General features: G+C 67.7%; 16 protein-coding genes. 6 read left to right on the top strand and 10 right to left on the bottom strand.

The features are described 5' to 3' along the window. Positions 1–77: 77 nt before the first annotated feature. From mgtA to VIK36_RS05965, 4 genes are all read right to left on the bottom strand, one after another. Complete coding sequence (gene mgtA, locus VIK36_RS05980) at positions 78–2789, bottom strand: magnesium-translocating P-type ATPase (RefSeq protein WP_324644486.1); 2712 nt, start codon at positions 2787–2789, stop codon at positions 78–80. A gap of 91 nt (positions 2790–2880) precedes the next feature. After that, a complete protein-coding gene (locus VIK36_RS05975; RefSeq protein ID WP_255174772.1) occupies positions 2881–3522 on the bottom strand; it encodes a class I SAM-dependent methyltransferase in 642 nt (213 codons plus the stop codon). Next, positions 3519–4190: a CPBP family intramembrane glutamic endopeptidase gene (locus VIK36_RS05970; protein ID WP_324644485.1), complete on the bottom strand. Its 672-nt coding sequence runs from the start codon at positions 4188–4190 to the stop codon at positions 3519–3521. The genes VIK36_RS05975 and VIK36_RS05970 overlap by 4 nt, the downstream gene beginning before the upstream one ends. Positions 4191–4198: 8 nt before the next feature. Next, a complete protein-coding gene (locus VIK36_RS05965; RefSeq protein ID WP_324644483.1) occupies positions 4199–4915 on the bottom strand; it encodes a hypothetical protein in 717 nt (238 codons plus the stop codon). A 291-nt stretch (positions 4916–5206) separates the two neighbouring features. Between VIK36_RS05965 and VIK36_RS05960 the strand changes: the two genes are divergently transcribed. Further along, positions 5207–5662 carry a hypothetical protein gene (locus tag VIK36_RS05960; protein WP_324644482.1) on the top strand — a complete coding sequence of 152 codons (456 nt, stop codon included), beginning with the start codon at positions 5207–5209 and terminating at the stop codon, positions 5660–5662. Positions 5663–5746: 84 nt separating this feature from the next. Here VIK36_RS05960 and VIK36_RS05955 read toward each other — a convergent pair whose 3' ends face one another. Together VIK36_RS05955 and VIK36_RS05950 are read right to left on the bottom strand one after the other, a co-directional pair. Then, positions 5747–6802 (bottom strand): 2,3-butanediol dehydrogenase, encoded by a 1056-nt coding sequence (locus VIK36_RS05955; protein ID WP_324644481.1) that lies wholly within the window; start codon positions 6800–6802, stop codon positions 5747–5749. A 25-nt stretch (positions 6803–6827) separates the two neighbouring features. Then, the gene (locus VIK36_RS05950) at positions 6828–8618 is read right to left on the bottom strand and encodes an NAD(P)/FAD-dependent oxidoreductase (RefSeq protein ID WP_324644480.1); all 1791 of its coding nucleotides are present in this window, start codon (positions 8616–8618) and stop codon (positions 6828–6830) included. Positions 8619–8760: 142 nt separating this feature from the next. Here VIK36_RS05950 and VIK36_RS05945 point away from each other — a divergent pair, with 142 nt between their 5' ends. Beyond that, positions 8761–10050: a GAF domain-containing protein gene (locus tag VIK36_RS05945; RefSeq protein ID WP_324644479.1), complete on the top strand. Its 1290-nt coding sequence runs from the start codon at positions 8761–8763 to the stop codon at positions 10048–10050. Between the two features lie 336 nt (positions 10051–10386). After that, positions 10387–12372, top strand: a complete 1986-nt coding sequence (locus VIK36_RS05940) for a S8 family serine peptidase (RefSeq protein ID WP_324644478.1) — start codon at positions 10387–10389, stop codon at positions 12370–12372. A 16-nt stretch (positions 12373–12388) separates the two neighbouring features. Here VIK36_RS05940 and VIK36_RS05935 read toward each other — a convergent pair whose 3' ends face one another. Next, complete coding sequence (locus tag VIK36_RS05935) at positions 12389–13171, bottom strand: SDR family oxidoreductase (protein WP_324644477.1); 783 nt, start codon at positions 13169–13171, stop codon at positions 12389–12391. A 187-nt stretch (positions 13172–13358) separates the two neighbouring features. Between VIK36_RS05935 and VIK36_RS05930 the strand changes: the two genes are divergently transcribed. Together VIK36_RS05930 and VIK36_RS05925 are read left to right on the top strand one after the other, a co-directional pair. Then, the gene (locus VIK36_RS05930) at positions 13359–14948 is read left to right on the top strand and encodes an alkaline phosphatase D family protein (RefSeq protein ID WP_324644476.1); all 1590 of its coding nucleotides are present in this window, start codon (positions 13359–13361) and stop codon (positions 14946–14948) included. A 166-nt stretch (positions 14949–15114) separates the two neighbouring features. Beyond that, positions 15115–17343 (top strand): PKD domain-containing protein, encoded by a 2229-nt coding sequence (locus tag VIK36_RS05925; protein WP_324644475.1) that lies wholly within the window; start codon positions 15115–15117, stop codon positions 17341–17343. Between the two features lie 27 nt (positions 17344–17370). Here the strand turns inward: VIK36_RS05925 and VIK36_RS05920 are convergent, their stop codons facing one another. From VIK36_RS05920 to VIK36_RS05910, 3 genes are all read right to left on the bottom strand, one after another. Further along, complete coding sequence (locus tag VIK36_RS05920) at positions 17371–18630, bottom strand: S8 family serine peptidase (RefSeq protein WP_324644474.1); 1260 nt, start codon at positions 18628–18630, stop codon at positions 17371–17373. A gap of 97 nt (positions 18631–18727) precedes the next feature. Next, complete coding sequence (locus tag VIK36_RS05915) at positions 18728–19573, bottom strand: hypothetical protein (protein WP_324644473.1); 846 nt, start codon at positions 19571–19573, stop codon at positions 18728–18730. Positions 19574–19805: 232 nt separating this feature from the next. Next, positions 19806–21059, bottom strand: a complete 1254-nt coding sequence (locus VIK36_RS05910; protein WP_324644472.1) for a S8 family serine peptidase — start codon at positions 21057–21059, stop codon at positions 19806–19808. A 220-nt stretch (positions 21060–21279) separates the two neighbouring features. Between VIK36_RS05910 and VIK36_RS05905 the strand changes: the two genes are divergently transcribed. After that, positions 21280–22500 carry an aromatic acid/H+ symport family MFS transporter gene (locus VIK36_RS05905; RefSeq protein WP_324644471.1) on the top strand — a complete coding sequence of 407 codons (1221 nt, stop codon included), beginning with the start codon at positions 21280–21282 and terminating at the stop codon, positions 22498–22500. Positions 22501–22531: the final 31 nt, after the last annotated feature.

Below are 22531 nucleotides of genomic sequence, written 5' to 3'. Positions count from 1 at the left end.
TGCATCACCCCGGATCCGTTATTTAAGAGCCCCCAGTGTCTCTGCGACCATGCTAACAAGCATCATTGGCGATTGGACTAATGATTACGGACAGGCCTGTCCCGCCGTATCCGGCGTCTTCTGCCCGTGCCGGCCCCCGACGGGACTACCTTGACGGGGATGCTGAACCGGAACGCCCGCCGGGAGATGTGGTGGGTGGCGTGCCGGCGCTGGACGGGCGGCGGCGGCGCCGGCAGCTGCTGGGCGTCGCGGGCGAAGAACCATTGCTTGGCGAGCTCCACCAGCACCAGATACACCACCACCATGCCCAGCAGCGCCAGGAAGAACGGTACCGGCAGGGGGTCGAAGCCCAGCACGCCGGCCAGGGGCGAGAGCGGCAGGAAGATTCCCAGCGCCACCACGCCGAGCGACGCGGCGATCAGGCCGGCTGACGGCCGGCTGCGCAGGAAGGGAACACGCCGTGTGCGGATGGCGAAGATAATCAGCGTCTGGGTGGCGATGGATTCGATGAACCAGCCGGCCCGGAACTCCCCCGGCGCAGCGGTGAACACGAACAGCATCAGGGCGAAGGTGGCGAAGTCGAACAGCGAACTGATGGGCCCGAAGAGAAGCATGAACCGGCGGATGAAGGCGATGTCCCAGTGGGACGGCGCCCGCAGCTGCTCCTTGTCCACCCGGTCCCCCGGAATAGCCAGCTGCCCGGAGTCATACAGCAGGTTGTTCAGCAGGATCTGGCCCGGCAGCATGGGCAGGAAGCTCAGCACCACGGAGGCTGCTGCCGCGCTGAACATGTTGCCGAAGTTGCTGGACGTGCCCATCAGCACGTACTTGATGGTGTTGGCGAAGATCCGCCGCCCCTCCATCACGCCGTCCGCCAGCACGCCCAGGTCCTTGTCCAGGAGGACGACGTCGGCTGCGTCCTTGGCAACGTCAGTGGCGGTATCGACGGAGATGCCGATGTCCGCCTTGTGGAGTGCCAGGGCGTCGTTGACGCCGTCACCCATGAAGCCCACCGATCCGCCGCTGAGGCGCAGCAGGGCGATGATGCGTGCCTTTTGTTCGGGCGACACGCGCGCGAAGATCGTTGCCGTTCGGGCGGCGGGGGCGAGGTCGGCGTCGGACATGGCCTCAACCTGGGCGCCGGTGAGGGTGCCGCCGGAGATCACGTCCAGATCCGCGCAGACTCTTTCAGCCACTTTGGCGTTGTCCCCGGTGGCGATCTTTACTGAAATTCCCAACGCCTCCAGCAGGTCCAGGGACTGCCGGGCGTTGGCTTTGGGCCGGTCCAGGAAAACGAGGAACCCGGCCAGCGTCAGCCCATGCTCATCAGCCGGGGCCAGCTCCACCAGGTCTGCAGCCGGACGGGTGGCCACGGCAACCACCCGGGAGCCGGCGTCGAACTGCTCGTCCAGCAACGCCTGGACGGCGGGTGGCGTGGGCCCGCACAGGGCCAGGACGTCCTCCGGGGCGCCCTTGGTGACCAGCTGCGCGGGACCGCCGGCTTCACGGACCAGCACGGTGGTGCGGCGACGCTGGTGGTCGAAGCCGATGAGATCCAGCCGTTCATAGCGGGCCGGTTCGAATGCGGAGGCACCGGGGCTGTCCCAGAGGGCGGCATCCAGCGGATTTTGACCGGCCCGGGAGGTTCTGCCTTCCGTGTAGTCGGTCTCCGTGGCCAGCAGCCCCAGTCTGAACAGCCTGTCATCGGATGTTTCCGGCATTACCGGCAACGCCCGGGTGAAACTGATCCTGCCCTCAGTGAGGGTGCCGGTTTTGTCCGTGACCAGGATGTCCATGTCCCCCAGGTCCTCGATGCATACCAGGCGTTTGACCAGCACCTTCCGCTTGGCCAGCTGCCGGGTGCCGGTGGCCAGGGATGTGCTGACCACGGCGGGGAGCAACTGAGGGGTGATGCCGACGGCAATTGCCAGCGAGAACAGCAGGGATTCGATGAGCGGACGTTGCAGCAGCAGGTTGGCCACGAAGATCAGCGAGGTGAGCACCATGGCTACCTGCAGCAGCAGGAAGGAGAACCGCTTGAGTCCCAGCTGGAACTCGGTCTGCGGCTGCCTCTCGCCCAGCCCGAGTGCTATGCGCCCGAATTCGGCCCGGCCGCCGGTGGCCACCACCACCCCGGTGCAGCCGCCGGACTGGACCACCGTGCCCATGAACACGCAGGAGGCGAGGTCTCCCAATGCTGAACCGGCGGCAACGGGAGCAGCTTCCTTGGCCGCAGGCTGGGACTCCCCGGTGAGGATGCTTTCATCGCAGAGAAGGTTGTTGGTGGTCAGGAGCCGGATGTCCGCCGGGATGATGGCGCCCAGGGAGAGATGGACGACGTCGCCCGGCACCAGGGCGGTAACGTCCACATCCCTGGTGGTTCCGTCGCGGAGCACCACGGCCCGGTGCGTTACGCGGTCGTGCAGGGCTTCCGAGGCCCGCTCCGCACGGTACTCGTTGGTGAAGCCGAGGCCCACGCTGGCCAGCAGGATCACGCCGATGACGATGGAGTTGGTGGCGTCGCCCAGGAAGAGGGACAACCCGGCGGTGACAATCAGGAGGATGAGGATGGGGCTGGCGAACTGCCGCCCCAGTACGGCCCAGGCGTTGGCGCGGTGCGTGCGGACGGCGTTGGGGCCCAACTGCTGGAGGCGGGCGGCCGCTTCCTCCCCGCTGAGGCCGCCCGGGCCGGAACCCAGGTGCGCCAGCGCCTGGTCCGCCGTCAGGCTCGCGGCGTCGGTGATGGCCAACTGGAGGGAGCTGCGCTCCCGGACGTTCACGTCTGTCATGCCGGATCCGTTCGGAAAGGCGAGGCTGGGATGTTCCCTTTAGAGCACAAGGGTACGACCGCGGGACGCCGCCTGCCGCCGTCGTTCCGGATCAATGTTGCACGCTGGGACTGGTGGCCGTGCCCAGGATGTGGGCGAGGGAAGGGTTCAGCCGCTGCACCGGGAAGCCGAACCGTTCGTTGTCCTGCACACTGAATCCTGCTGCGGTGATGGCGGCAAGGGTGTCCCGGTTGAGGTGGCAGCCGCCCATGAACCGTCCCCACACCGGGGTCAGCACGTCTTCTGCCTTGGCCAGCAAAGGGTGTCCGGACCGGACGTGCTCGTAATAGGCCAGGGTTCCTCCACGGCGCAGGACACGGCGGATCTCCGCAAGGACGGCGGCCTGGTCCTTGACGCTGCAGAGGACCAGGCTGGCCACCACGGCGTCAGCGCTGCCGGTTTCCGCGGGGATGTGCTCGGCGGCCGCATCAACAACAGTCACCGGAACACTGGCCGATGCTGCTGCCTGCTGCGCCACGCTCCTCAGATAGTCATCGGGCTCAAGGGCCAGGACGCGGGTGACGGCCGGTGGGTAGAGCGGAAAAGAGGATCCGGTTCCCGCACCAATTTCAATCACTGATCCTTGCAGCCCGGCCAGGATGCGTCGGCGGTGTTCAAGGGCCCCGCCACGGTCCATTCTGCCCACGGCGCGGGCAAAAGCACGGGCGAAGATCGGGTGCTGCAGGCTGTTCAACCGGATACCTCCCCGCTCACAGGCAACCAGATGTTTCGCGCGGCCCGGACGCCGCAGGAGTCGGTGGCGGCGTGCGCAATGGACACGGCCAGGAGTGACCCGCTCCTTTGGGCGGCCCATCCGTACCCCAGGCCGATCAGCCCGGCACCCAGCAGCACCGGCCAGCGGCCCCGCGGATGGGGCTGAATGGACAGCGGAACCAGGTGCCATGCCGTAAAACCGAGGGCCGGCCAGAGCCAGCCAAGGATTTTCCGTTGAGGAAAGACAACCATTGGCACGCCCCGCCAGAGCGCTTCCTCAGCCAGCGCGTTGGTGACGCCAATGCCGATGGCGGCGAACACCGCCGTCGTGCCTGCTTTCCGGGCGTTGGGGATCAATTCGGTGGTGATGGCACCCGCGGGCGGAAGGAGCAAAATGCCCCGGAATAGCCCGCGCCGTTGCGTTGCCGGACCGTCCGGCGTCCGCCAGAGCTCCACCAGCCGGGGCGGGCCGGCCACTGCAAGGGCCATTCCCCAGCACAGCGTCCAGTAAGCGGCAAACCCCGCCTGGTAGCCGCGCCGGTCCCCGAACCGGCGGACCGCCTGGCGGAAGACCGGCAGCATCACGGCGGGCACCGCCACCGGCAGGACTGCGGCCGCCAGCTGGCGCAGGGCGGAAGGACGGCTCACCGGACCCACTACTTAAGGCTCAGTACTTCGTCGATTGGCCGGCCGTTGACGAACACCTGCGCGCTCGTGGCCCCGGAGGCGGCCATGGCCGTGTACTCAAGCTGCGCCTTGGCCCGCGGGATGTCGCAGACGCCGGCCAGCATGAACTGCCCGGAGAGCCAGATAGTGATGGTGCTGCCGTTCAGCTCGCCGCCGAGGTAGGTCAGGTTCGACTGGTACAGGACGTTGATCAGCCCGGACAGGCCCACATCCCGGCTCTTATTGGCCAGCAGGGTCCCGACGCTGGGGCCCACCTGGTCCGTGAAGCGGACGGGTGCCGTGGTGGTGGCCACCAAGCTGTCACCGCACCCGATCTTCGGTCCCGAGACGCCGTTGTCGCCCACCGCCACGTAGTAGATGGTTAACGGGCCGGTTTGTTCAGGCAGACCCGTTGGGGTGGGTTCCTGTGTGGGCGGCGGGCTTGCCGGGGCGGACGACGGCGGCGCGGCCGCTGGGGTGGTGGGCGCGGCTGAGGTGCTGCCCGGCGTCGTCGGGGTCGCCGTCATGGTGGGGGCCGGCGTCGTGGTGGGGCTCGCGGTCGTGGTGGGGCCGGCGCTGCTCGCGGTGGGGCTGGGGGCCGCGGAACTGGTGGTGGGGCCCGGCGACGGCGGGCCGAAGCAGGCGGTGAGGACCATCAGGCCGCTGAGCCCGAGAACGCTGAGTGCCGAAAGCCTGGGCTTGGTCATGATGCCCCCTTGGATGCAGGTTCCGCGGCTGTGGAACCCACCCTCAAGGTACGCCTGGGGGGTTACTCCACAACAGGGACTAAAGTCCAAGCCACACCTTTGGCCCCTTGGGCAGGTCTGCCCATCGCAGGCTCCCGCCACGTGTGGAAGCATGCAGTGGGGCCTGCTTGGGCCTGTAGGTGACTTGGGGGAAAGATGGCGTGCAGGGCAACACCACGGCAGTACCGGCTGGCACTAGTGGCCGTACTGGGGTCGCTGGTTTCGGGGGCGTGTGCCGGTCCCAAACATCCTGTGCCCGAAAAGAGCAGTGAACCGCCGGTCACGGAATCACCAGCCCCTGTGGCGCAAAGTTTCGCCAGATACGACGGACTGCGTGCGGAGCTGATCGCCGCCCTGGAACAACAGCTCCCCGGCATCAGCTGGACCGTGCATCGGCCGGCCAGCGTGCACAAACTGGCCGACGGCAGGTGCGCCTTCGCCACGATGACGATGGTCAGCAGCGCCGACGTAGTGGAGCCCTCACACCGGTTCATGGATATTTTCTCGGCCGGCGACCCGGTCCTGGCAAAGTACGGCTTTCCTGCGTTCGGAGGGACGGACCCAACACCCGGCGGCTGGACGGTGGCGCGCAGCGCGAATGCGGCCGGAGCAACGGTCAGTATCGAGTCGAAAAGCCCGGCCTACCTGTACATCGGGGCGCCCGTGGATTCAGCCACGTGCGATCCGGCGGAGCTTCCCGAACCCTGACGCGGAAGCAGGAGGGCCGGCCGGCTGCGGCAGCAGTAAGGCTGCGGGCTGTGAACGCCGTCCCACCCCGCAGCCTCGCCGGCTTTACGGATGCACCAGCACCTTTACGGCAGTGTCCTTGTGGTTGATGAGGGTATCGAAGCCCTGCTCCACCAGGTCCTCCAGCGCGATCCTGCCCGTAATGAACGGCTTGAGGTCCACCTTGCCCTCCTGCACCATCTTGATCACGGCGGGGTGGTCGCGGACGTAGGCGATGGTGCCACGCAGGTCGATCTCCTTGAGCACGATCTTCTGCATGTCCACGGTGGCGGGCGCGCCCCAGATGGACACGTTGACCACCACGGCCCCGGGCCGGACGGCGTCGAGCATGGTGTCCAGGACGGCGTTCACGCCTGCGCATTCGAAGGCGACGTCGGCCCCGGTGCCGCCGGTGAGCTCGCGAACCCGCGCCGGGACATCCTCCTTGCTGGGGTCCAGGACGTGGTCGGCGACGCCGCTGGAGGTGGCCTTCTCCTTGCGCGCCTGGGTGAGCTCGCTGATGATCGTGGTCACGCCCATGCCCTTCAGGACGGCCGCGGTGAGCAGCCCGATCGGTCCGGACCCGCCCACCAGAGCCGTATCGCCGGACTTTACGCCGCTGCGGGACACCGCGTGGTGCGCCACGGACAGCGGCTCGATCAGCGCCGCCTCATCCAGCGGGATGTCGCCGATGGGGTGCACCCAGCGGGCGTCCACCACGATCTTCTCGCTCAGCCCTCCCCCGCCGCCGGAGAGCCCGATGAAGCCCATCTGCCGGCACAGGTGGTAGCTGCCCGCCTGGCACATGTCGCAGTCACCGTCCACAAAGTAGGGTTCGACGACGACGTTGTCACCCACTGCCAGCCCCTCCACGCCTTCGCCCACTTCAGCGACAGTCCCGGAGAATTCGTGCCCCAGGGTCACCGGGGATTCCTCGTGGGACAGCGGGTGCGGATGGCCCGGCGCCGGGCAGAAGATGGGCCCTTCCAGATACTCGTGCAGGTCCGTGCCGCAGATGCCGCACCACGCGACGTCGATCTTCACCGCCCCCGCCCGCAGCTCCGGCTCCGGGATGTCCTCGATCCGGATGTCCTTGCGGGCGTGGAAACGTGCTGCCTTCATGATTCCTCCATGCTGTGAAACGCGACTAGCGGGTGTGGTGGCTGGGCTGCAGTTCGTAGACGGGTGTGTCGAGTCCTTCCATCCGGGCCTTCAGCTGCAGCGCCAGGTACGCCGAGTAGTGCCGGCTCTGGTGCAGGTTGCCGCCGTGGATCCAGAGCTGCGGCACGTTGGTTGGTTTCCACATATTGCGCAGCTCCCCCTCCCAGGGACCAGGGTCTTTTGGCGTGTCCGAACCGTATCCCCAGCACTTGCCCACCTTTTCCGCGATTTCGGGCGAGACCAGGTCCGCCAGCCAGCCGTTCATGGAGCCGTAGCCGGTGGCATAGACAATCAGGTCCGCCTCCAGTTCGGTGCCGTCATCCATCACCACCGCGTTGCCGGTGATCTTGGTGACCTGCCCGTTCTTCAGCTTCACCCTGCCGTCGATGATCAGCTGGGAAGCGCCGACGTCGATGTAGTAGCCGGAGCCGCGCCGCAGGTACTTCACGAACAGGCCGGACCCGTCCACGCCGAAGTCCAGGTCGAACCCGGCGGCCTCCAGCTGGGAGTAGAACCCAGCATCCCGGGAAGCCATCTCCTGGTACACCGGCACCTGGGCCCCGGGCAGAACGCGCATGGGCAGGGAGGCGAACAGCAAATCGGCCTTTTCCGTGGTCACCCCGGCCGCGAGCGCCCGCTCCGAGTACAGGTCCCCCAGCGCCAGGTCCATCAGGGACTCGCTGCGGGCAATGTGGGTGGAGGACCGCTGGACCATGGTGACGTCCGCGCCGTGCTCCCAGAGGTCGGCGCAGATATCGTGCGCCGAGTTGTTGGAGCCGATCACCACGGCCTTCTTGCCCGTCCAGTCCCCGCCGCCCGGGTGCTGGGAGGAGTGCCGCTGCTCGCCCAGGAAGGACCCGGCGCCGTCAAACGCGGGGATGTTCGGGTAGCCGGAGACGCCCAGGGCGAAGACCAGCTGCTTGGGCCGGAGTGTCACTGGTTCGCCGTTGCGAAGGACGTTGACCGCCCATTCCTGCGTGCCGTCGTCGTACGCAGCCCCCACGCACTCGGTGCCGGACCAGTAGTTCAGCTCCATGATGCGGGTGTAGTGCTCCAGCCAGTCACCGATCTTGTCCTTGGCGGCGAAGACGGGCCAGTCGTCCGGAAACTTCAGGTAGGGCAGGTGGTCGTACCAGACGGGGTCGTGCAGGTGCAGGGACTTGTAGCGGTTGCGCCAGGAGTCGCCAGGGTTCTGGTTCTTCTCGACGATGATGGTGGGCACGCCGAGCCGCTTCAGCCGGGCGGCGAGGCCAATCCCGCCCTGGCCGCCGCCGATGATCACGCAGTAGGGCTGCTCCTCATAGCCCAGCCGCGCCTCCTGCTCCTCCTTGAGCTCCTTCCAGGACCGGCGCCCCCGGACAATCTCGTGGGCCACGCCCTGCTCGCGCCGCGGACCCTTCTTTTCCTCGAAGCCCTTGAGCTCCTGCATGGTGGTCAGCAGCGTCCAGCATTTGCCGTCCCGGAGCCGGAGGTGGCCGTAGCCGCGGGCCGCGCCGGTCTCGAACGTGATCCAGGCTTCCACGTTCCCGGCGTCCCCGGTGGCGTCCTCGGCGGGCGCCCAGTTGGAAGGCTGCACACGGTCCAGGGTGGCCTCCAGCATGCGGCGGATGTCTGCCTTTCCTTCCAGCGTCTTGAGGTTCCAGGTGAACGCCACGAAGTCCCGCCAGTAGCAGTCGTCCTCGAAGAGCTCCAGCGCGGCGTCCACGTCGCGCCGCTGCAGCGCCTCATTCAGCCCGGCAAGCCAGGCCTGGGCGGCAGCCGTGGGTGTTTGGGTCATCTCCACTCCTTTGTGCTGTTTCATGGGCCCCGCCTGCCCGATATGCTGGGGCGGGCGTGAGCTGCATCACTAGTTGAACCCGGCGGGGGTAACAGCGGCGTTACACGGATCCGGCAAGGGAGCCGGCTGCGAGGAGGAAACGGTGGACTACGGCCAGAGGTTTTCGGACCCGGCGCGGTACGCACGGACGCTGCGGCGCGCGCACGAGCTGGTCATCGCCGGTGTCCCGCGGCCCGAGATCCCCACGCCGCTGGTGGAGTCGTGGCGGCGCTCCATGGCCCTGGGCATCAGCCCGGACCAGCACAGCCCGCGGCACCTGCACGAGGTATCCGAGGTCCTTGAAATGCGGCGGGAACACCGGCTGCAGCAGGTGATGCCGGCGCTCCACGACCTCCTGGCCGATGATTCCCGGTCCGGCCGCCACCTGCTGGTCCTCACCGATGCCAGCGGCGAGATCCTGTGGCGGGTGGGCAGCCCGTCCGTGCTCCGACGGGCCGACACGCTGGAGTTCTCCGAAGGCGCGGACTGGTCCGAGGCGGGCATCGGCACCAACGCCATCAGCGAGGCCCTGGTTACCGGCAGCGCTGTGCAGCTCTTCTCTGCCGAGCACCTGGTGCGCACGCACCACGAGTGGGCCTGCACGGCGGCGCCCATTACGGACCCGGCCACGGGACGGGTGCTGGGCGTGCTGGACGTGTCCGGACCGCTGGACACCATCAGCGCGGACACCCTGCGGATGGTCCGGTGCGCCGTCCGGGTGGCCGAAGCCTTGCTGGGAACGTCCGACGGCGGCACCTCCCCGGGTGCCCGGCATTCCGTGCGTGCGCCGCGGCGGCTTGCGCCCACTGCAGCCCGGACCGTGGCGGTGGAGTCGCTGGAACTGCTCGGCGACAAGCCCACGGCGGTGTTCGCTGACGGGAGCCGCACGCCGCTGACCCTGCGCCGGGCGGAAATCCTGGCGCTGCTGGATTCGCGGTCGCAGGGCTGGTCCGCGGAGGAACTGGCCTACGAGCTGCACGGGGATGCCGGAACCCCGCAGGCCATCCGGACCGAGATGTTCCGGGTGCGGTCCATGCTGGGCGGCACCGTGGAGTCCAACCCCTACCGCCTGGCCCCTGGCCTGGCCGGACATTCCGACTCAGGGCGGGTGCTCCGGTTGCTGCGCGACGGGCTTGTGGCGGAAGCGCTGGAAGCGTACCGGGCACCCCTGCTGCGCCGGTCGGTTGCCCTTGCGGTGCAACTGCTGCGGGACCAACTGGACATGGCCGTTGGATCGGCCGTGCGGGCCTGCGGGGACGCTTCGCTGTTGGTTCAGTGGCTTTCCACCGACATGGGAGCTGTTGACCCGCTGGCTGTCGACGCACTGGGCCGGCTGGTGGGCCGCGGCGATCCGCGGTACCTGGCCTTCCGGGCGTCCTGCCCCGCTGGTTGAGCGTGCAAGGTGGGGCCGCCGCTTCCGTAACCGGGGAGTTGTAAAATGGCCGGGACCACACCGTCCGGCTGCCCAGGCGCTACGCCTGCGCTGGAGAACAGACCCCGGGCTCAGCCGGGGATCCTGGACAGGACGGGCAGTGTGGACCAGGAAATGGTTTCCGTTTCCGCCGAAAGCTGGGGAGCACAAGGGATGTCTGGGGCTACCGAATTTACTGCCGGCCGTTGTACCCGTTGCCGGCCGGCAACACCTGCCTCCTTTGCCGTGCCCGGAACGGCTTGCGGAACCGCTCGAGGTTTGTTCACCGCAGGATGGATCGGTCACAGGAGGCCACCCATGTCATTTTCCAAGCGATTCCGGGGCTCTGCCGGCGCGGTGCTGGCAGCCGCGGCTGCCGTCATGCTGACGGCTCCCCCGGCCACGGCATCCACCCCTGCGGTGACCGTCGCTCCTTTGCCCTCGCCCGCAGTCAGCGGTGGCGCGCAGGCGGCCGTCCCCCTGGCCGGTGACGAGGGCCGCTACCTGGTCAGTTTCACAAAGGGCTCGGACGTGGCAGCGGAGGCGCAGTCCCTTCGGTCCCAGGGTGTGCGGGTCGGCAGGACGTTCTCCGCAGCGGTCCGGGGAGCGGCCATCACCGCCACCAAAGGGCAGGCGGCTGCCCTGGCACATTCGCCCCGGATCTCCCTGATTGAGCCCGATTCGCCCGTTTCGGTTTCCGACACCCAGCAGTCACCGCCCTGGGGCCTGGACAGGATCGACCAGCGGGCGCTTCCGCTCTCGAACACCTTCACGCCCACCTCCAGTGGCGCGGGCGTCAGTGCCTACGTCATCGACACCGGCGTCCTGGCGGAAAACACGGACTTTGGCGGCCGGGTGGCCGCGGGCTGGACGGCCATCGCCGACGGCAAGGGCACCAGCGACTGCAACGGCCACGGCACGCATGTCGCCGGCATCATCGCCGGGAAGACCTTCGGGGTGGCCAAATCAGCCAGCGTGGTTCCGGTGCGGGTGCTCGGCTGCGACGGTTCCGGATATGACTCGGACGTCATCGCGGGGCTCGACTGGATCGCGTCCCAGCATGCCGCCGGCACGCCCGCGGTGGCCAACCTCAGCATTGGCGGCCCCACCAGCACCACCCTGGATGACGCCATCAGGGGAATCATCAATGACGGCGTCACAGCCGTGGTGGCTGCCGGAAACGCCGCGGTGGACGCCTGCACCACCTCCCCGGCACGGGTGGCCGAGGCCCTGACCGTCGCCGCCACCGATTCCTCGGACCGGCAGGCAGGCTTCTCGAACTACGGGAGCTGCGTTGACCTGTACGCACCGGGCGTGGGCATCCAGTCCGACTGGGACACCTCCACCACGTCGGTAGCCACCTTGAGCGGTACGTCCATGGCGTCTCCGCACGTTGCCGGTGCTGCGGCGCTTTCCCTGTCGCGGAACCCGCAGCAGACGCCTGCTGCGGTGGCAGCGGAGCTCACGTCAGCCGCCACCCAGGGCACTGTCACCAACGTGTCAACGGGCACCCCGAACCGCCTGCTCTTTACCGGTCCGGCTGCGGCTCCGGTGGCCAGGGACTTCACCAGCGACGGCAAGGCAGACCTCCTGGCACAGGACGGCAACGGGAGCCTGTGGACCTACCCGGGCCAGGGCAATGGCCTGTTCGGCTGGCGCATCAAGGTCGGCGACGGCTGGAACGTCATGACCGCGGTCAGTGCAGCAGGCGACCTCACGGGAGACGGTCAGCCTGACCTCATCGCCCGCGACACCAACGGGACCCTCTGGACCTACCCCGGCCTCGGCAACGGGCTCTTCGGCTGGCGGATCAAGGTCGGCGACGGCTGGAACGTCATGACGTCCATCAGCGCAGCAGGCGACCTCACCGGGGACGGGAAACCGGACCTGGTTGCCCCCGACACCAACGGGACCCTCTGGACCTACCCCGGCCTCGGCAACGGCCTGTTCGGCTGGCGCATCAAGGTCGGCGACGGCTGGAACGTCATGACGTCCATCAGCGCAGCAGGCGACCTCACCGGGGACGGTAAACCAGACCTCGTCGCCCGCGACACCGATGGCACCCTCTGGACCTACCCGGGCCAGGGCAACGGCCTGTTCGGCTGGCGCATCAACGTGGGCCCCGGCTGGAACGTCATGACCGCCATCAGCGCAGCAGGCGACCTCACCGGAGACGGCAAACCGGACCTCGTCGCCCGCGACACCAACGGAACCCTCTGGACCTACCCCGGCCTCGGCAACGGCCTGTTCGGCTGGCGCATCAACGTGGGCCCGGGCTGGAACGTCATGACTGCCATCAGCTAGGGGCCGGTCCCCTCCGTCACCAGACGGAGTCACCTCGCAGGACAGCGTCGCTGCCGCCGTCTACGTAGACAATCTGACCGCACAGGTGCGTGTTTTCGGCGCTGTTGAGCCAGGCCAGCAGGCGGGCGACCACGATGGGTTCCGCGATGCCGTTCAGCGGCATCGGGACCTGTTTCAGCAGCGCCTCGCGCTCCTGTTCGGTATCGATCAGCTCGGCGGTCATGGGGGTGGCGATGACACCGGGCGCCACGGCGTTCAGCGGGATCCCGGCCCCTGCCCACGCTGCAGTGGAAGCCTGCCGGCGGACCCACCGCGACAGTGCCAGCTTCGTGGAGCAGTAAATGAGGCCGCCGGTGGTGGCCGGTTCCTTGGCCAGGACCCCGGCCCGGGCCAAGGAACCGGGCTCGTCCCCGGCGGTGAGCATCGCCACCAGCTCATCGTCGGTGGCCATGAGGGCGGCCATGGAGGACACCACCACGGCGCGGGGCGCCTCCGATCCGGCCAGCAACGGCCGGAGCCCATCGACCGAGGCGACTGTGCCGAAGAAGTTCACGGCCACCGTGACGGGAGCCGCGATGGCAAGCCCGGCCACTGCATAAATGGCATCGATCCTGCCGCCGCTGACTTTTCGTACCGCGTCCACCAGGCCGGCGCGGCCCTCCGCGGTGGAGAGGTCAGCCACCACCTCGGCATCGTGGAGATCCACTCCGATCACGCGTTCGCCCCGCTGCTCGAGCAGTTCCTTGGTTGCCTTGCCGATGCCGGAGGCGGCGCCGGTGATAACGGACGTGCGGGGCATGGCGTCTTCTTTCCCTGGCCGGATGGGTCGGCCCCAACTCTGCCCGGCAGGCCCTGCGGAAGCCAGAGTCCAAAGGCCCGTCCACCGCGGGACCCAAAGCGATAGATAACAATCCTTGTCACGCAGTTAACCGCTCATTCATATCGTCCTCAAAGCCTGTACAACGGCTGGAAATAGCGTGGGAGCCATGGACAACATCTCCCGCAGAACCCTCATCTCCGCCGGCCTCGGAGCCGGCCTCGTCGCCGCCCTGCCAAGTGCCGCCGTCGCCGTTTCCACCGCGGACGACGCCGGCCTCCGCACCGATCCCTTCATGCTCGGCATCGCCTCCGGCGAGCCGTGGCCGGATGGCTTCGTGCTGTGGACACGCCTGGCGCTGAACCCCGTGGCGGAGGACGGACTGGGCGGCATGCCGTCGCGGCCGGTGGCGGTGCAGTGGGAAGTGGCCGAAGACCACGGCATGCGCAACGTGGTGGCCCGCGGCGTGGAGCAGGCGCGTCCTGAGGCCGCGCACTCAGTGCACGTGGAACTCCGGGGCCTGAAGGCGGGCCGCGAGTACTTCTACCGGTTCCGCGCCGGCCGGCACGTGAGCCCCGTGGGCCGGACGCTTACAAGCCCTGCGCTGCACGAGACACCCGCCGCTCTGGCCATGGCATTCGCCAGCTGCGCCCAGTACGAGCACGGCTACTTCACCGCCTACCGCCGCCTGGCCGAGGACCACCCGGACCTGGTGCTGCACCTTGGCGACTACCTCTACGAATACAAAAAGGGCAGCTACGTGATCGGCGGCGGCAACCCGCGGGACCACGAGGGCCCCGAGACCGTCACGCTGCAGACCTACCGGCAGCGGCACGCCCAGTACAAGGCCGACGCCGACCTGCAGGCCGCGCACGCCATCGCACCCTGGGCAGTGGTCTGGGATGACCACGAGGTGGACAACAACTGGGCGGACGACGTGCCGGAGAACAACGACGCCGGCCAGCTCAACGACAGCACCGAGCACTTCCGGCAGCGACGCGCCGCCGCGTTCCAGGCCTACTACGAGAACATGCCGCTCCGCCCGTCGTCGCTCCCGTCAGGCCCGGACATGAAGATCTACCGCAGGATCCAGTGGGGCCAGCTGGCCAACTTCCACATGATGGATACCCGGCAGTACCGTGACGACCAGCTGGCTGGCGACGGCTGGAAGAAGAACGTCACCGAGCGGCTGGCGGAGGACCGGACCATCACCGGCGCCGAGCAGGAGAAGTGGCTGCTGGACGGATTCAGGAATTCCACCCAGCGGTGGGACATCCTGGGCCAGCAGGTCTTCTTCGCCGAGCGCGACCGCAATAAGGCACCGGAGATCGACGACGTGTCCATGGACGGCTGGGACGGGTACGCGGCCTCCCGCCGCCGCATCACCCAAGGTTGGGTGAACGCAAACGTCCGGAACGCCGTCGTGCTCACCGGCGATGTGCACCGCAACTGGGCCAACGACGTCAAGGTGGACTACAAGGATCCTGCCTCCCCTGTGGTGGGCTCGGAGCTCGTCTGCACCTCCATCACGTCCACCGGCGACGGCACCGGCTCCACCACGGACGCCACCATGGCCTGGAACCCGCACCTGAAGTTCTATAACGACAACCGCGGCTACGTGAACACGCGCATCACCAGGGACGCCATGACCGCGGACTTCAGGGTGCTGGACCATGTCACGACACCAGGTGCGCCGGTGTCCACCAAGGCCTCCTTCGAGATCCGCGACGGCGTCCCGGGGCTGCAGCCGCGCGCCTGACCTCAGCGGCATTGTGCGTCAGCCGTGACGGCAGATGCTCTTGTTCCCTGAGTTACGCAGGCCTATTCTTGGAGCCTTATGGGGTTTCCGTCGAGACTGGGCCGGCGGTTGGTACCTCAGGAACAAGAGCATCCGCCATTGCGGCATCAGCACCCAGGAGCCGGCCATGAAGATCGCAGTTTTCCCCAGGTGGTTACGGCACGCGGTGGTCCTGGCCCTGGTAGCCGGCTTTGCCCTCGTCGCGTCTCCCCCGGCATCGGCCGACTCCGTCTACGGCACCCCCAGCATCACCTATTCCGGCGTCGCCAATCCGCCCACCTCTGACAAACCGCAGAGCAAACTCTGGTGGAATGACGGCTCCTGGTGGGCCGACATGTGGACCAGCGGCAGCGGCTGGAGCATCTACCGGCTGGACCGACCCAGCGCCACCTGGGTGAACACGGGCGTGGTCAATGACACCCGCGGCAGCACCCTGGCGGACACCATGTGGGACGGCAGCCACCTCTATATCGCCTCGCACGTGGTCACGGTCTCCACCGACGCCAACCCCGTCCCCTCTGCGGCCGGACAGGCCGCCTACCTTTACCGGTACAGCTACTCCGGCGGGAAGTACACGCTGGACACCGGGTTCCCCACGGTCATCACCAACAACAGCAGCGAGTCGATGACCATCGATGAGGACAGCACCGGCGCCATCTGGGCCACGTGGACGCAGGTGGCCGGCAACAGCACCAGCGGATTCACCAACACGGTCTACGTCAACAACTCGGCGCCCGGCGGTTCCAGCTGGGCTGCGCCGTTCGTCCTCCCGGCCTCCAACCCGCACCCGGCACCGGACGACATCTCCGCCGTGGTGTCCTACAACAAGAACAAGATCGGCGTGATGTGGAGCGACCAGCTCACCGGCTCGGTGTGGTGGGCCTCGCGCACGGACGGGACCTCCCCCACCGCGTCGTCGTCCTGGAACTTCCAGCCGGCCATCCGGGGCCAGGGGCAGGCCGATGACCACCTGAACATCAAGTCCCTGCAGTCCGATACCAGCGGCAGGGTCTTCGCTGCGGTGAAGACCAGCCTGAACGACGTCTCCAGTGATCCCACGCTGCCGCAGCTTTTGCTGCTCGTCTTCAAACCGGGCACGGGATCCTTCACGCAATCGACCATCTCCACCACGGGCGATTGCGTCAGCAGGCCGCAGATTGTCCTGGACACCCAGAACAACCTGGTCCATGCTTTCCAGACCGCACCGCCCACCTCGGTCAGCGGCTGCGCGTACTCCGGGGTTGCCGGCAGCATCTACGAGAAGACGGCGTCCTTGGACAACCCGGTCTTCGGCACCGGCCGCGGGACTCCCATCATCCAGAGCGCCTCGTCGTCCACCATGAACAATGTGACCACCAGCAAGCAGGGGGTGGACAGCTCCACGGGCATCGTGGTCATGGCCAGCGACGACGTAGCCAAACGCTACTGGTATTCGGACCGCCCGCTGGGCCCGGCCACCACGGCACCGGTGGCGTCCTTCTCGGCCTCCCCCACCTCCGGGACCGCGCCGCTGAACGTCGCCTTCACCGACACGTCCACCGGCACGCCCACGTCCTGGGCCTGGGACTTCGGCGACGGCGGCACGTCCACGGCGCAGAATCCCGCCCACAGCTACGCGGCAGCCGGTACCTACACCGCGAAGCTCACCGCCACCAACAGCGCCGGTTCCAGCCCGGCGAGCACCACCGTCACCGTCAGTGCAGCCACGGCGTCCGCCGGCATCACCGCCGTCGGCTCAGTGACCACCTACGCAGGAACAGCCGCTTCCGCCGTCTCCATCAGCGCTCCCGCCGGCACTGCGGCCGGCGACGTCCTGGTCGCCGCCATCACGGCAGACCTGAACCCGTCCATGGCATCCGTCCCGGCGGGGTGGGCTCCGCTGGTCAACGGCCTGGGCATCAACAGTTCGTCCACCTCCGGCGCCAGGGTCTTCGTCTATTACCACGTGGTGGGCGCCTCGGATCCTGCCAGCTACTCGTGGACCCTCGGCACCGCCGTGAAGTGGGGCGGCGGCATCACCGGCTACCGGGGCGCGAACACCGCCGCGCCGCTTGACAGCCCGGTCGCTACGGCCGTGGACGCCACGTACACCGCCACCAGTATCACCGCCCCGAGCATCACAACCTCCACCAACGGCGCCATGCTGATCGGCGGCGTGGGGTGCGACTGCGCATCCCCGGTCGTATCCTCAGCACCCAGCGGCTGGACCCAGCGCAGGCAGGCCGCCGGTGGCCAGATCGCCGAGCTCGCGGACAGGGTCCAGGGCACAGCAGGTGCAGCCGGCACGGCCACCTGGACCCTGGGCGGGGCGCGTGCGGTTGCCGCCTGGCAGGCGGCCCTGAAGCCCGCGGGCTAGGCTCCGGCCGCGGGCTACTTCACCGGGCTACTTCACGGCGGCGGCCGCGTTGACCCGGCCGTATGCCCAGTCGGTGCCCGTGCCGGCAACCTCGTCGGCAGTGGATTCCACATCCGCGCGGATGGACGCGTTCGTCGCGCCGGGGTGTGCGCTCCAGGCGAGGGCGGCGGCAGCGGCCACGATGGCTGAGGACATCGAACTGCCATTGCCCACGTCGTAGCCCTGCGAGCGGTTGTTCTGTGTTGCCAGGACGAACGGGTGGTTGGGGAACGTGGAGTAGACGTTCACGCCGGGCGCGGCGATGTCCACCCAGCTGGCGCCATAAGTGGAGAAGGAGGCCTTGGCGTCGTTGTTGTCGGTGGCGCCGACGGCGATGACGTTGGGGTAGGCGCCCGGATAGATCTTGGTCTGGTTGCCGCCGTTGCCCGCCGCAGCCACCAGCACCACCCCCTTGTTCCAGGCGTTGTTGACGGCGGCTTCCAGGGTGCGCGACGCCCGCACTCCCAGGCTCATGTTGATCACCCTGGCTCCGTTGCTGACCGCCCAGTCGATGCCGCTTGCCAGGCTGGAGCTGGACCCGACGCCACTGTCGTTGAGGACCTTGCCGGCCAGGATGGTGCAGCCCGGGCAGACGCCGGCCACCCCGATGGTGTTGTCCACGGTCGCGGCGACGTTGCCGGCCACATGGGTGCCGTGGCCGTAGTAGTCCTCCGCGACGGGGTCGCCGGCCTTGGTGGCTGAGCTGCTGAAGTTGGCGCGGGCCACCACCTTGGAGGCGATGTCCGGGTTGTCGCTGGCGACGCCGGAATCCAGGACGGCGACTTTGATGCCGTTGCCGGTGGTGGTGTTCCACGCCTCGACGGCGTCCACGTCAGCGTCCTTGGTGCCGGCGGGGACCGTGATGTCGCCGGCGGTGTTGGTGAACGACTGGCCGTCATTCTGCAGGGCGTACTGGCGGGGGAAATACTGGTCAGAGGTGGCGGCACCCACCGGCTGGTCCGGTTCGGCGTATTCGACGGCGGGATCCCGGCTTAGTGCGTCGATGAGCTGCGTTTCGCCTCCCGGGGCAACGCTGACCAACTGGGCGCCCGTGCCGCCGATGCTGGACCCACCAGCGAGGCCGTGCCGGTGGAGGACGTTGGCGGCAGCACCGGCGTCGCGGAACTTGACAATGATGTGCCCGAGCGCGGCAGGCGCACCTTGCGCGGCGGTGGCGGGAAGGGCCAACGGGACAGGGCCAAGCACCATGACGGCTGCCGTGAGACCGGCGGCGAAGAGTTTTCTCATGCCGGCTATTTTTGCCCTGCGCCGCGCAGTCCGGCTAGGGGTAAAAGCCCCAAAGATGGTCTCCGCCGCGCCTCGCGGGCAGAATCACCAGGTGTGGTCACGGCGCGGAGCGGGTTCCCGAATCCTCCCCTGACCCCGTGGTGGCCACGAAGTTCCAGTCGAATGAACCATCGGCATGAAGCGTCAGCCGGAGGAACCCGTGAGTGTCGCTGAACCGCTTCGCGATGTACTGCGGACTGCTGGTGAAAGGACGCAGGTCTATGCCTCCCGTGGAAACCTGGAACGCGGTCATGCCCTCATCGACGCACTGGTCTGCCTTGTTGACGGGGCAGGACCGCTCGTAGTTGTGCTGCGAACCTGAGAGGGTCAGCCGGACGCGGTGCTTCCACATCACGTCTATCCACGGCTTCTGGGCGGCCGTCCGCCGGTGCTCGCTCGTCTCCGACGTGAAGTACGGCTCGTGGTAGACGACTGCCAGGTGCTGGCCCGCCGCCTCCGCAGCAGAAAGATCCTTGTCCAGCCACCCGGTCGCGGCCTTGGCGTCCGCTGTGTCGTACCGCCACAGCGCGGATGGCAGGAACGCGAAGTGCCACTTCCCGAAATCCCTGGAGTACGGCTGGCCGTTCGGGGTGAACCCGCGCTCTTCGTTGATCGCTGCCTTGTCCGCGGATCCAGGGCATTCGCCGTTCATGAAGTTGTCCAGGTCTTCGTTGCGGCCGGGTTGCCAGTCGTGGTTCGGGCCGGATACCCAGTACATCCTGGGCAGGGTGCCGCCCCACAGCGGTTTCCAGAAGTTCACGTAGTCCTCGCAGTATCCGGTGCTGTACTGGAAGTCCCCGAGTCCCAGGAACGCGTCAATATCGTTGTTCCTGACCAGCTTGGCGATTGCCGCACCGTTCCGTCCGGAGGGGCTGTCGGGGTCAGTATTCGCAGGGGGGTTCATGTCACCCACAGCAGCGATATGGATATCCGGCGCCGGTGACGCGCTGCCCGGTGGAGACGGGGTGCCGGTGCAGCCCGTGGCAAAGAGCACCAGCAGGCCCACGGCCGTTGCTGCTGCGAGCCGAAAGCGTCTGGAACGAGGGAGCGCTGGCTGCATCCCGTTACCTCCTTCGAGAATCAGGACCGGACGGCGGGAGGACGACGGCGGGGCCTGTCCCCCCCGCCTGCCACGCTCAACAACCCGGGGCGCCGACTGCCTTGCAGGCGTTCACCCGCCCATGGGCCCAGTAGGAACCCGTGCCGGGAATGGGGTCAGCCGAAGATTCCACTTTGGCGCGGACGGATGCGTTTGAGGTGCCCGATGGGGTGCTCCACACAAGTGCGGCAGTGGCAGCGGCAATGGGCGCGGCCATTGACGTGCCGCTGAGGATGTCGTAGCCCGGCGAAAGCTTGTTCTGCGTACCAAGGACGGACGTGTAATTCGGGAGGGTCGAGTAGACCCGGACCCCCGGGGCAGCGACGTCCACCCACTTGCCGTACGTGGAGAAGGATGCCTTGGCGTCATTGTTGTCGGTTGCTGCTACTGCGATGACGTTCGGATAGGCGCCTGGGTAGACCTGGGCCTGGGTACCGGCGTTGCCGGCCGCGGCTACGATTACCACTCCCTGGTTCCAGGCGTTGTTCACGGCAGCTTCGAGGGTCCGTGACGACACCCGCTGGCCCAGGCTCATGTTGATGACCTTGGCACCCTTGCCGACGGCCCAGTCGATGCCCTTGGCAATGCCCGAGGAAGAGCCGGACCCGCTGCTGTTGAGGACTTTGGCGTCCAGGATGGAGCAGCCCGGGCATACACCTGCCACGCCCAGGGAGTTGTCCGCCGTGGCCGCCACGATGCCGGCCACGTGGGTGCCGTGGCCGTACTGGTCGTAATCCTCCGGGGCGAGGATCTGGGTGTCGCTGAAGTTTGCCCGGTCCACCACCTTGGATGAGATGTCCTCGTGGTTGATGGCAACCCCGGAATCGATGATGGCCACCCGGACGCCGGTTCCGTTGGTGACAGCCCACGCCTCGACGGCGTCCACATCGGCGTCGTTGGTGCCCGCGGCGACGGTTACCGTTCCGTCGGTGTTCGTGAAGGATTGGCCCGTGTTCTGCAGGGCGTACTGGCGGTCGAAGTACGGGTCGGCCGTGGCGGCGGTAACCAATTCGTCCGGTTCGGCGTACTCAACGGCGGAACTGCGGCCGAGCGCAGCCACGAGCTGCAGTTCCCTGCCCGCCGGCACTGTGATGAGGTGGGCGCCGGTGCTGCCTACCGCCGGGCCGTCCGTGAGCCCATGCTGGCCAAGGACCCCTGCAGCGGCGCTGTTGTCCCGGAATTTGACCAGGATTTGTCCCGGTACTGGCGAGGACGGCGCGGCGGCAGCCGCCGTTACGGCGCTGAGGACCAGGACCATCGCAGCCAGGGCTGCGGTAAGCATCTTTTTCATGGCTTATCTTGCGCCCCACGGGCCCCACCTGAACAGGCCTTGCCATAAGCAACTCTGGTAAGAGGAGTTTCGCCACCCGGTGTTCGCTGGTCGAACATTTGTACGTCTAATGAACTTAACGGTAGTCTCCCTTCAGAAAGCATGCCGTGGATCACTCCCCCTGGTGACCGGGCTCGCATCGCGGCGTGCTGCTCCCGCTTCCCTGATCAAAGAGGATTACATGACTACGTCTCCTTCCACCCGCGCGTCACGCTGGCCGGTCTGGCTTTGCTGGCTGGCCATGGTCCTGGACGGCTTCGACCTGGTGGTGCTTGGCACCGTCATTCCCACACTCATCAAAACCGGCGAACTCGGCTTCGACGCGGTCGGCGCCACACTGGCTGCCACCATCTCCCTCGTCGGCGTCGGGCTCGGCGCACTGTTCATTGCCCCGCTGTCGGACCGGTTCGGGCACCGCAAGCTGCTGGTTGCCTGCGTCCTCTGGTTCTCCATCTTCACCATCGCGGTGATTTGGGCCCCCAACGTGGCAGTGTTCAGCACTTTCCGGCTGCTGGCCGGCCTGGGGCTGGGCGCCTGCCTTCCGGTCGCCCTGGCCTACATGAACGATTACGCACCCGCCGGTTCCGCCGGCAAGTCGACCACCCGGACCATGACCGGCTACCACGCAGGCGCAGTGGCCACGGCCTTCCTGGCGCTGATGGTCATCCCGGACTGGCGCACCATGTTCGTGGTGGGCGGCATCGCGGGCCTGGCCCTGGTGCCCCTCCTCTGGTTCAAGCTCCCCGAGACCCTGCCGGCAGAACGGGAGGCCAAGAAGCAGGAGCAGGGCAGTGTCCGCGACCTCGCGAAGAAGCCGTATCCCCTGGTGGCCCTGGCCATCGCTGCCGCCTCGTTCATGGGGCTCCTGCTGGTCTACGGCCTGAACACCTGGCTGCCGCAGCTCATGGCTTCCGCCGGCTATCCCGTCAGCGCAGGCATCTCACTGCTCCTGGTGCTGAACCTTGGCGCCGTTGCCGGCCTCATCATCGCCGGCATCCTGGCGGACAAGCACGGCACCAAGCGGATCGTGCTGCTCTGGTTCGGCCTGTCCGCCGCCTGCCTTGCCCTCCTCAGCGTCAAGGTTGATAACGCCATCCTGCTCAACGCCCTGGTCTTCGTCACGGGAGTGTTCGTCTTCAGCTCCCAGGTGCTCGTGTACGCCTGGGTCAGCCAGCTGTTCCCGGCCCGCCTGCGCGCCACCGCCCTCGGTTTCGCCGCCGGCGTGGGCCGCGTGGGAGCCATCGCCGGACCTGCCGTGACCGGCGGCCTGGTTGCCGCCGGCATCGCCTACCCGTGGGGCTTCTACGCGTTCGCCGCCGCCGGCGCCCTGGCCGTCGTGGCGCTCGTGACGGTACCGCACTCCATTGCCGCCACTCAGCCGGTGGAGGAGCGCAGCAACTGACGCCACCTGCCCGGCGCCTCAGACAATGACG

It is taken from the genome of Pseudarthrobacter sp. LT1 (assembly GCF_035621795.1).
Lineage (GTDB): Bacteria > Actinomycetota > Actinomycetes > Actinomycetales > Micrococcaceae > Arthrobacter.
Note: the sequence above shows the minus strand (reverse complement) of the source record. Positions and strands in the feature narration are given on the sequence as shown.

Excerpts from the sequence above, each read along its gene's own strand:
- mgtA (WP_324644486.1), bottom strand. The coding sequence starts at position 2,789 with ATGACAGACGTGAACGTCCGGGAGCGCAGCTCCCTCCAGTTGGCCATC.
- VIK36_RS05965 (WP_324644483.1), bottom strand. The coding sequence starts at position 4,915 with ATGACCAAGCCCAGGCTTTCGGCACTCAGCGTTCTCGGGCTCAGCGGC.
- VIK36_RS05955 (WP_324644481.1), bottom strand. The coding sequence starts at position 6,802 with ATGAAGGCAGCACGTTTCCACGCCCGCAAGGACATCCGGATCGAGGAC.
- VIK36_RS05950 (WP_324644480.1), bottom strand. The coding sequence starts at position 8,618 with ATGACCCAAACACCCACGGCTGCCGCCCAGGCCTGGCTTGCCGGGCTG.
- VIK36_RS05940 (WP_324644478.1), top strand. The coding sequence starts at position 10,387 with ATGTCATTTTCCAAGCGATTCCGGGGCTCTGCCGGCGCGGTGCTGGCA.
- VIK36_RS05935 (WP_324644477.1), bottom strand. The coding sequence starts at position 13,171 with ATGCCCCGCACGTCCGTTATCACCGGCGCCGCCTCCGGCATCGGCAAG.
- VIK36_RS05930 (WP_324644476.1), top strand. The coding sequence starts at position 13,359 with ATGGACAACATCTCCCGCAGAACCCTCATCTCCGCCGGCCTCGGAGCC.
- VIK36_RS05925 (WP_324644475.1), top strand. The coding sequence starts at position 15,115 with ATGAAGATCGCAGTTTTCCCCAGGTGGTTACGGCACGCGGTGGTCCTG.
- VIK36_RS05920 (WP_324644474.1), bottom strand. The coding sequence starts at position 18,630 with ATGAGAAAACTCTTCGCCGCCGGTCTCACGGCAGCCGTCATGGTGCTT.
- VIK36_RS05915 (WP_324644473.1), bottom strand. The coding sequence starts at position 19,573 with ATGAACCCCCCTGCGAATACTGACCCCGACAGCCCCTCCGGACGGAAC.
- VIK36_RS05910 (WP_324644472.1), bottom strand. The coding sequence starts at position 21,059 with ATGAAAAAGATGCTTACCGCAGCCCTGGCTGCGATGGTCCTGGTCCTC.
- VIK36_RS05905 (WP_324644471.1), top strand. The coding sequence starts at position 21,280 with ATGACTACGTCTCCTTCCACCCGCGCGTCACGCTGGCCGGTCTGGCTT.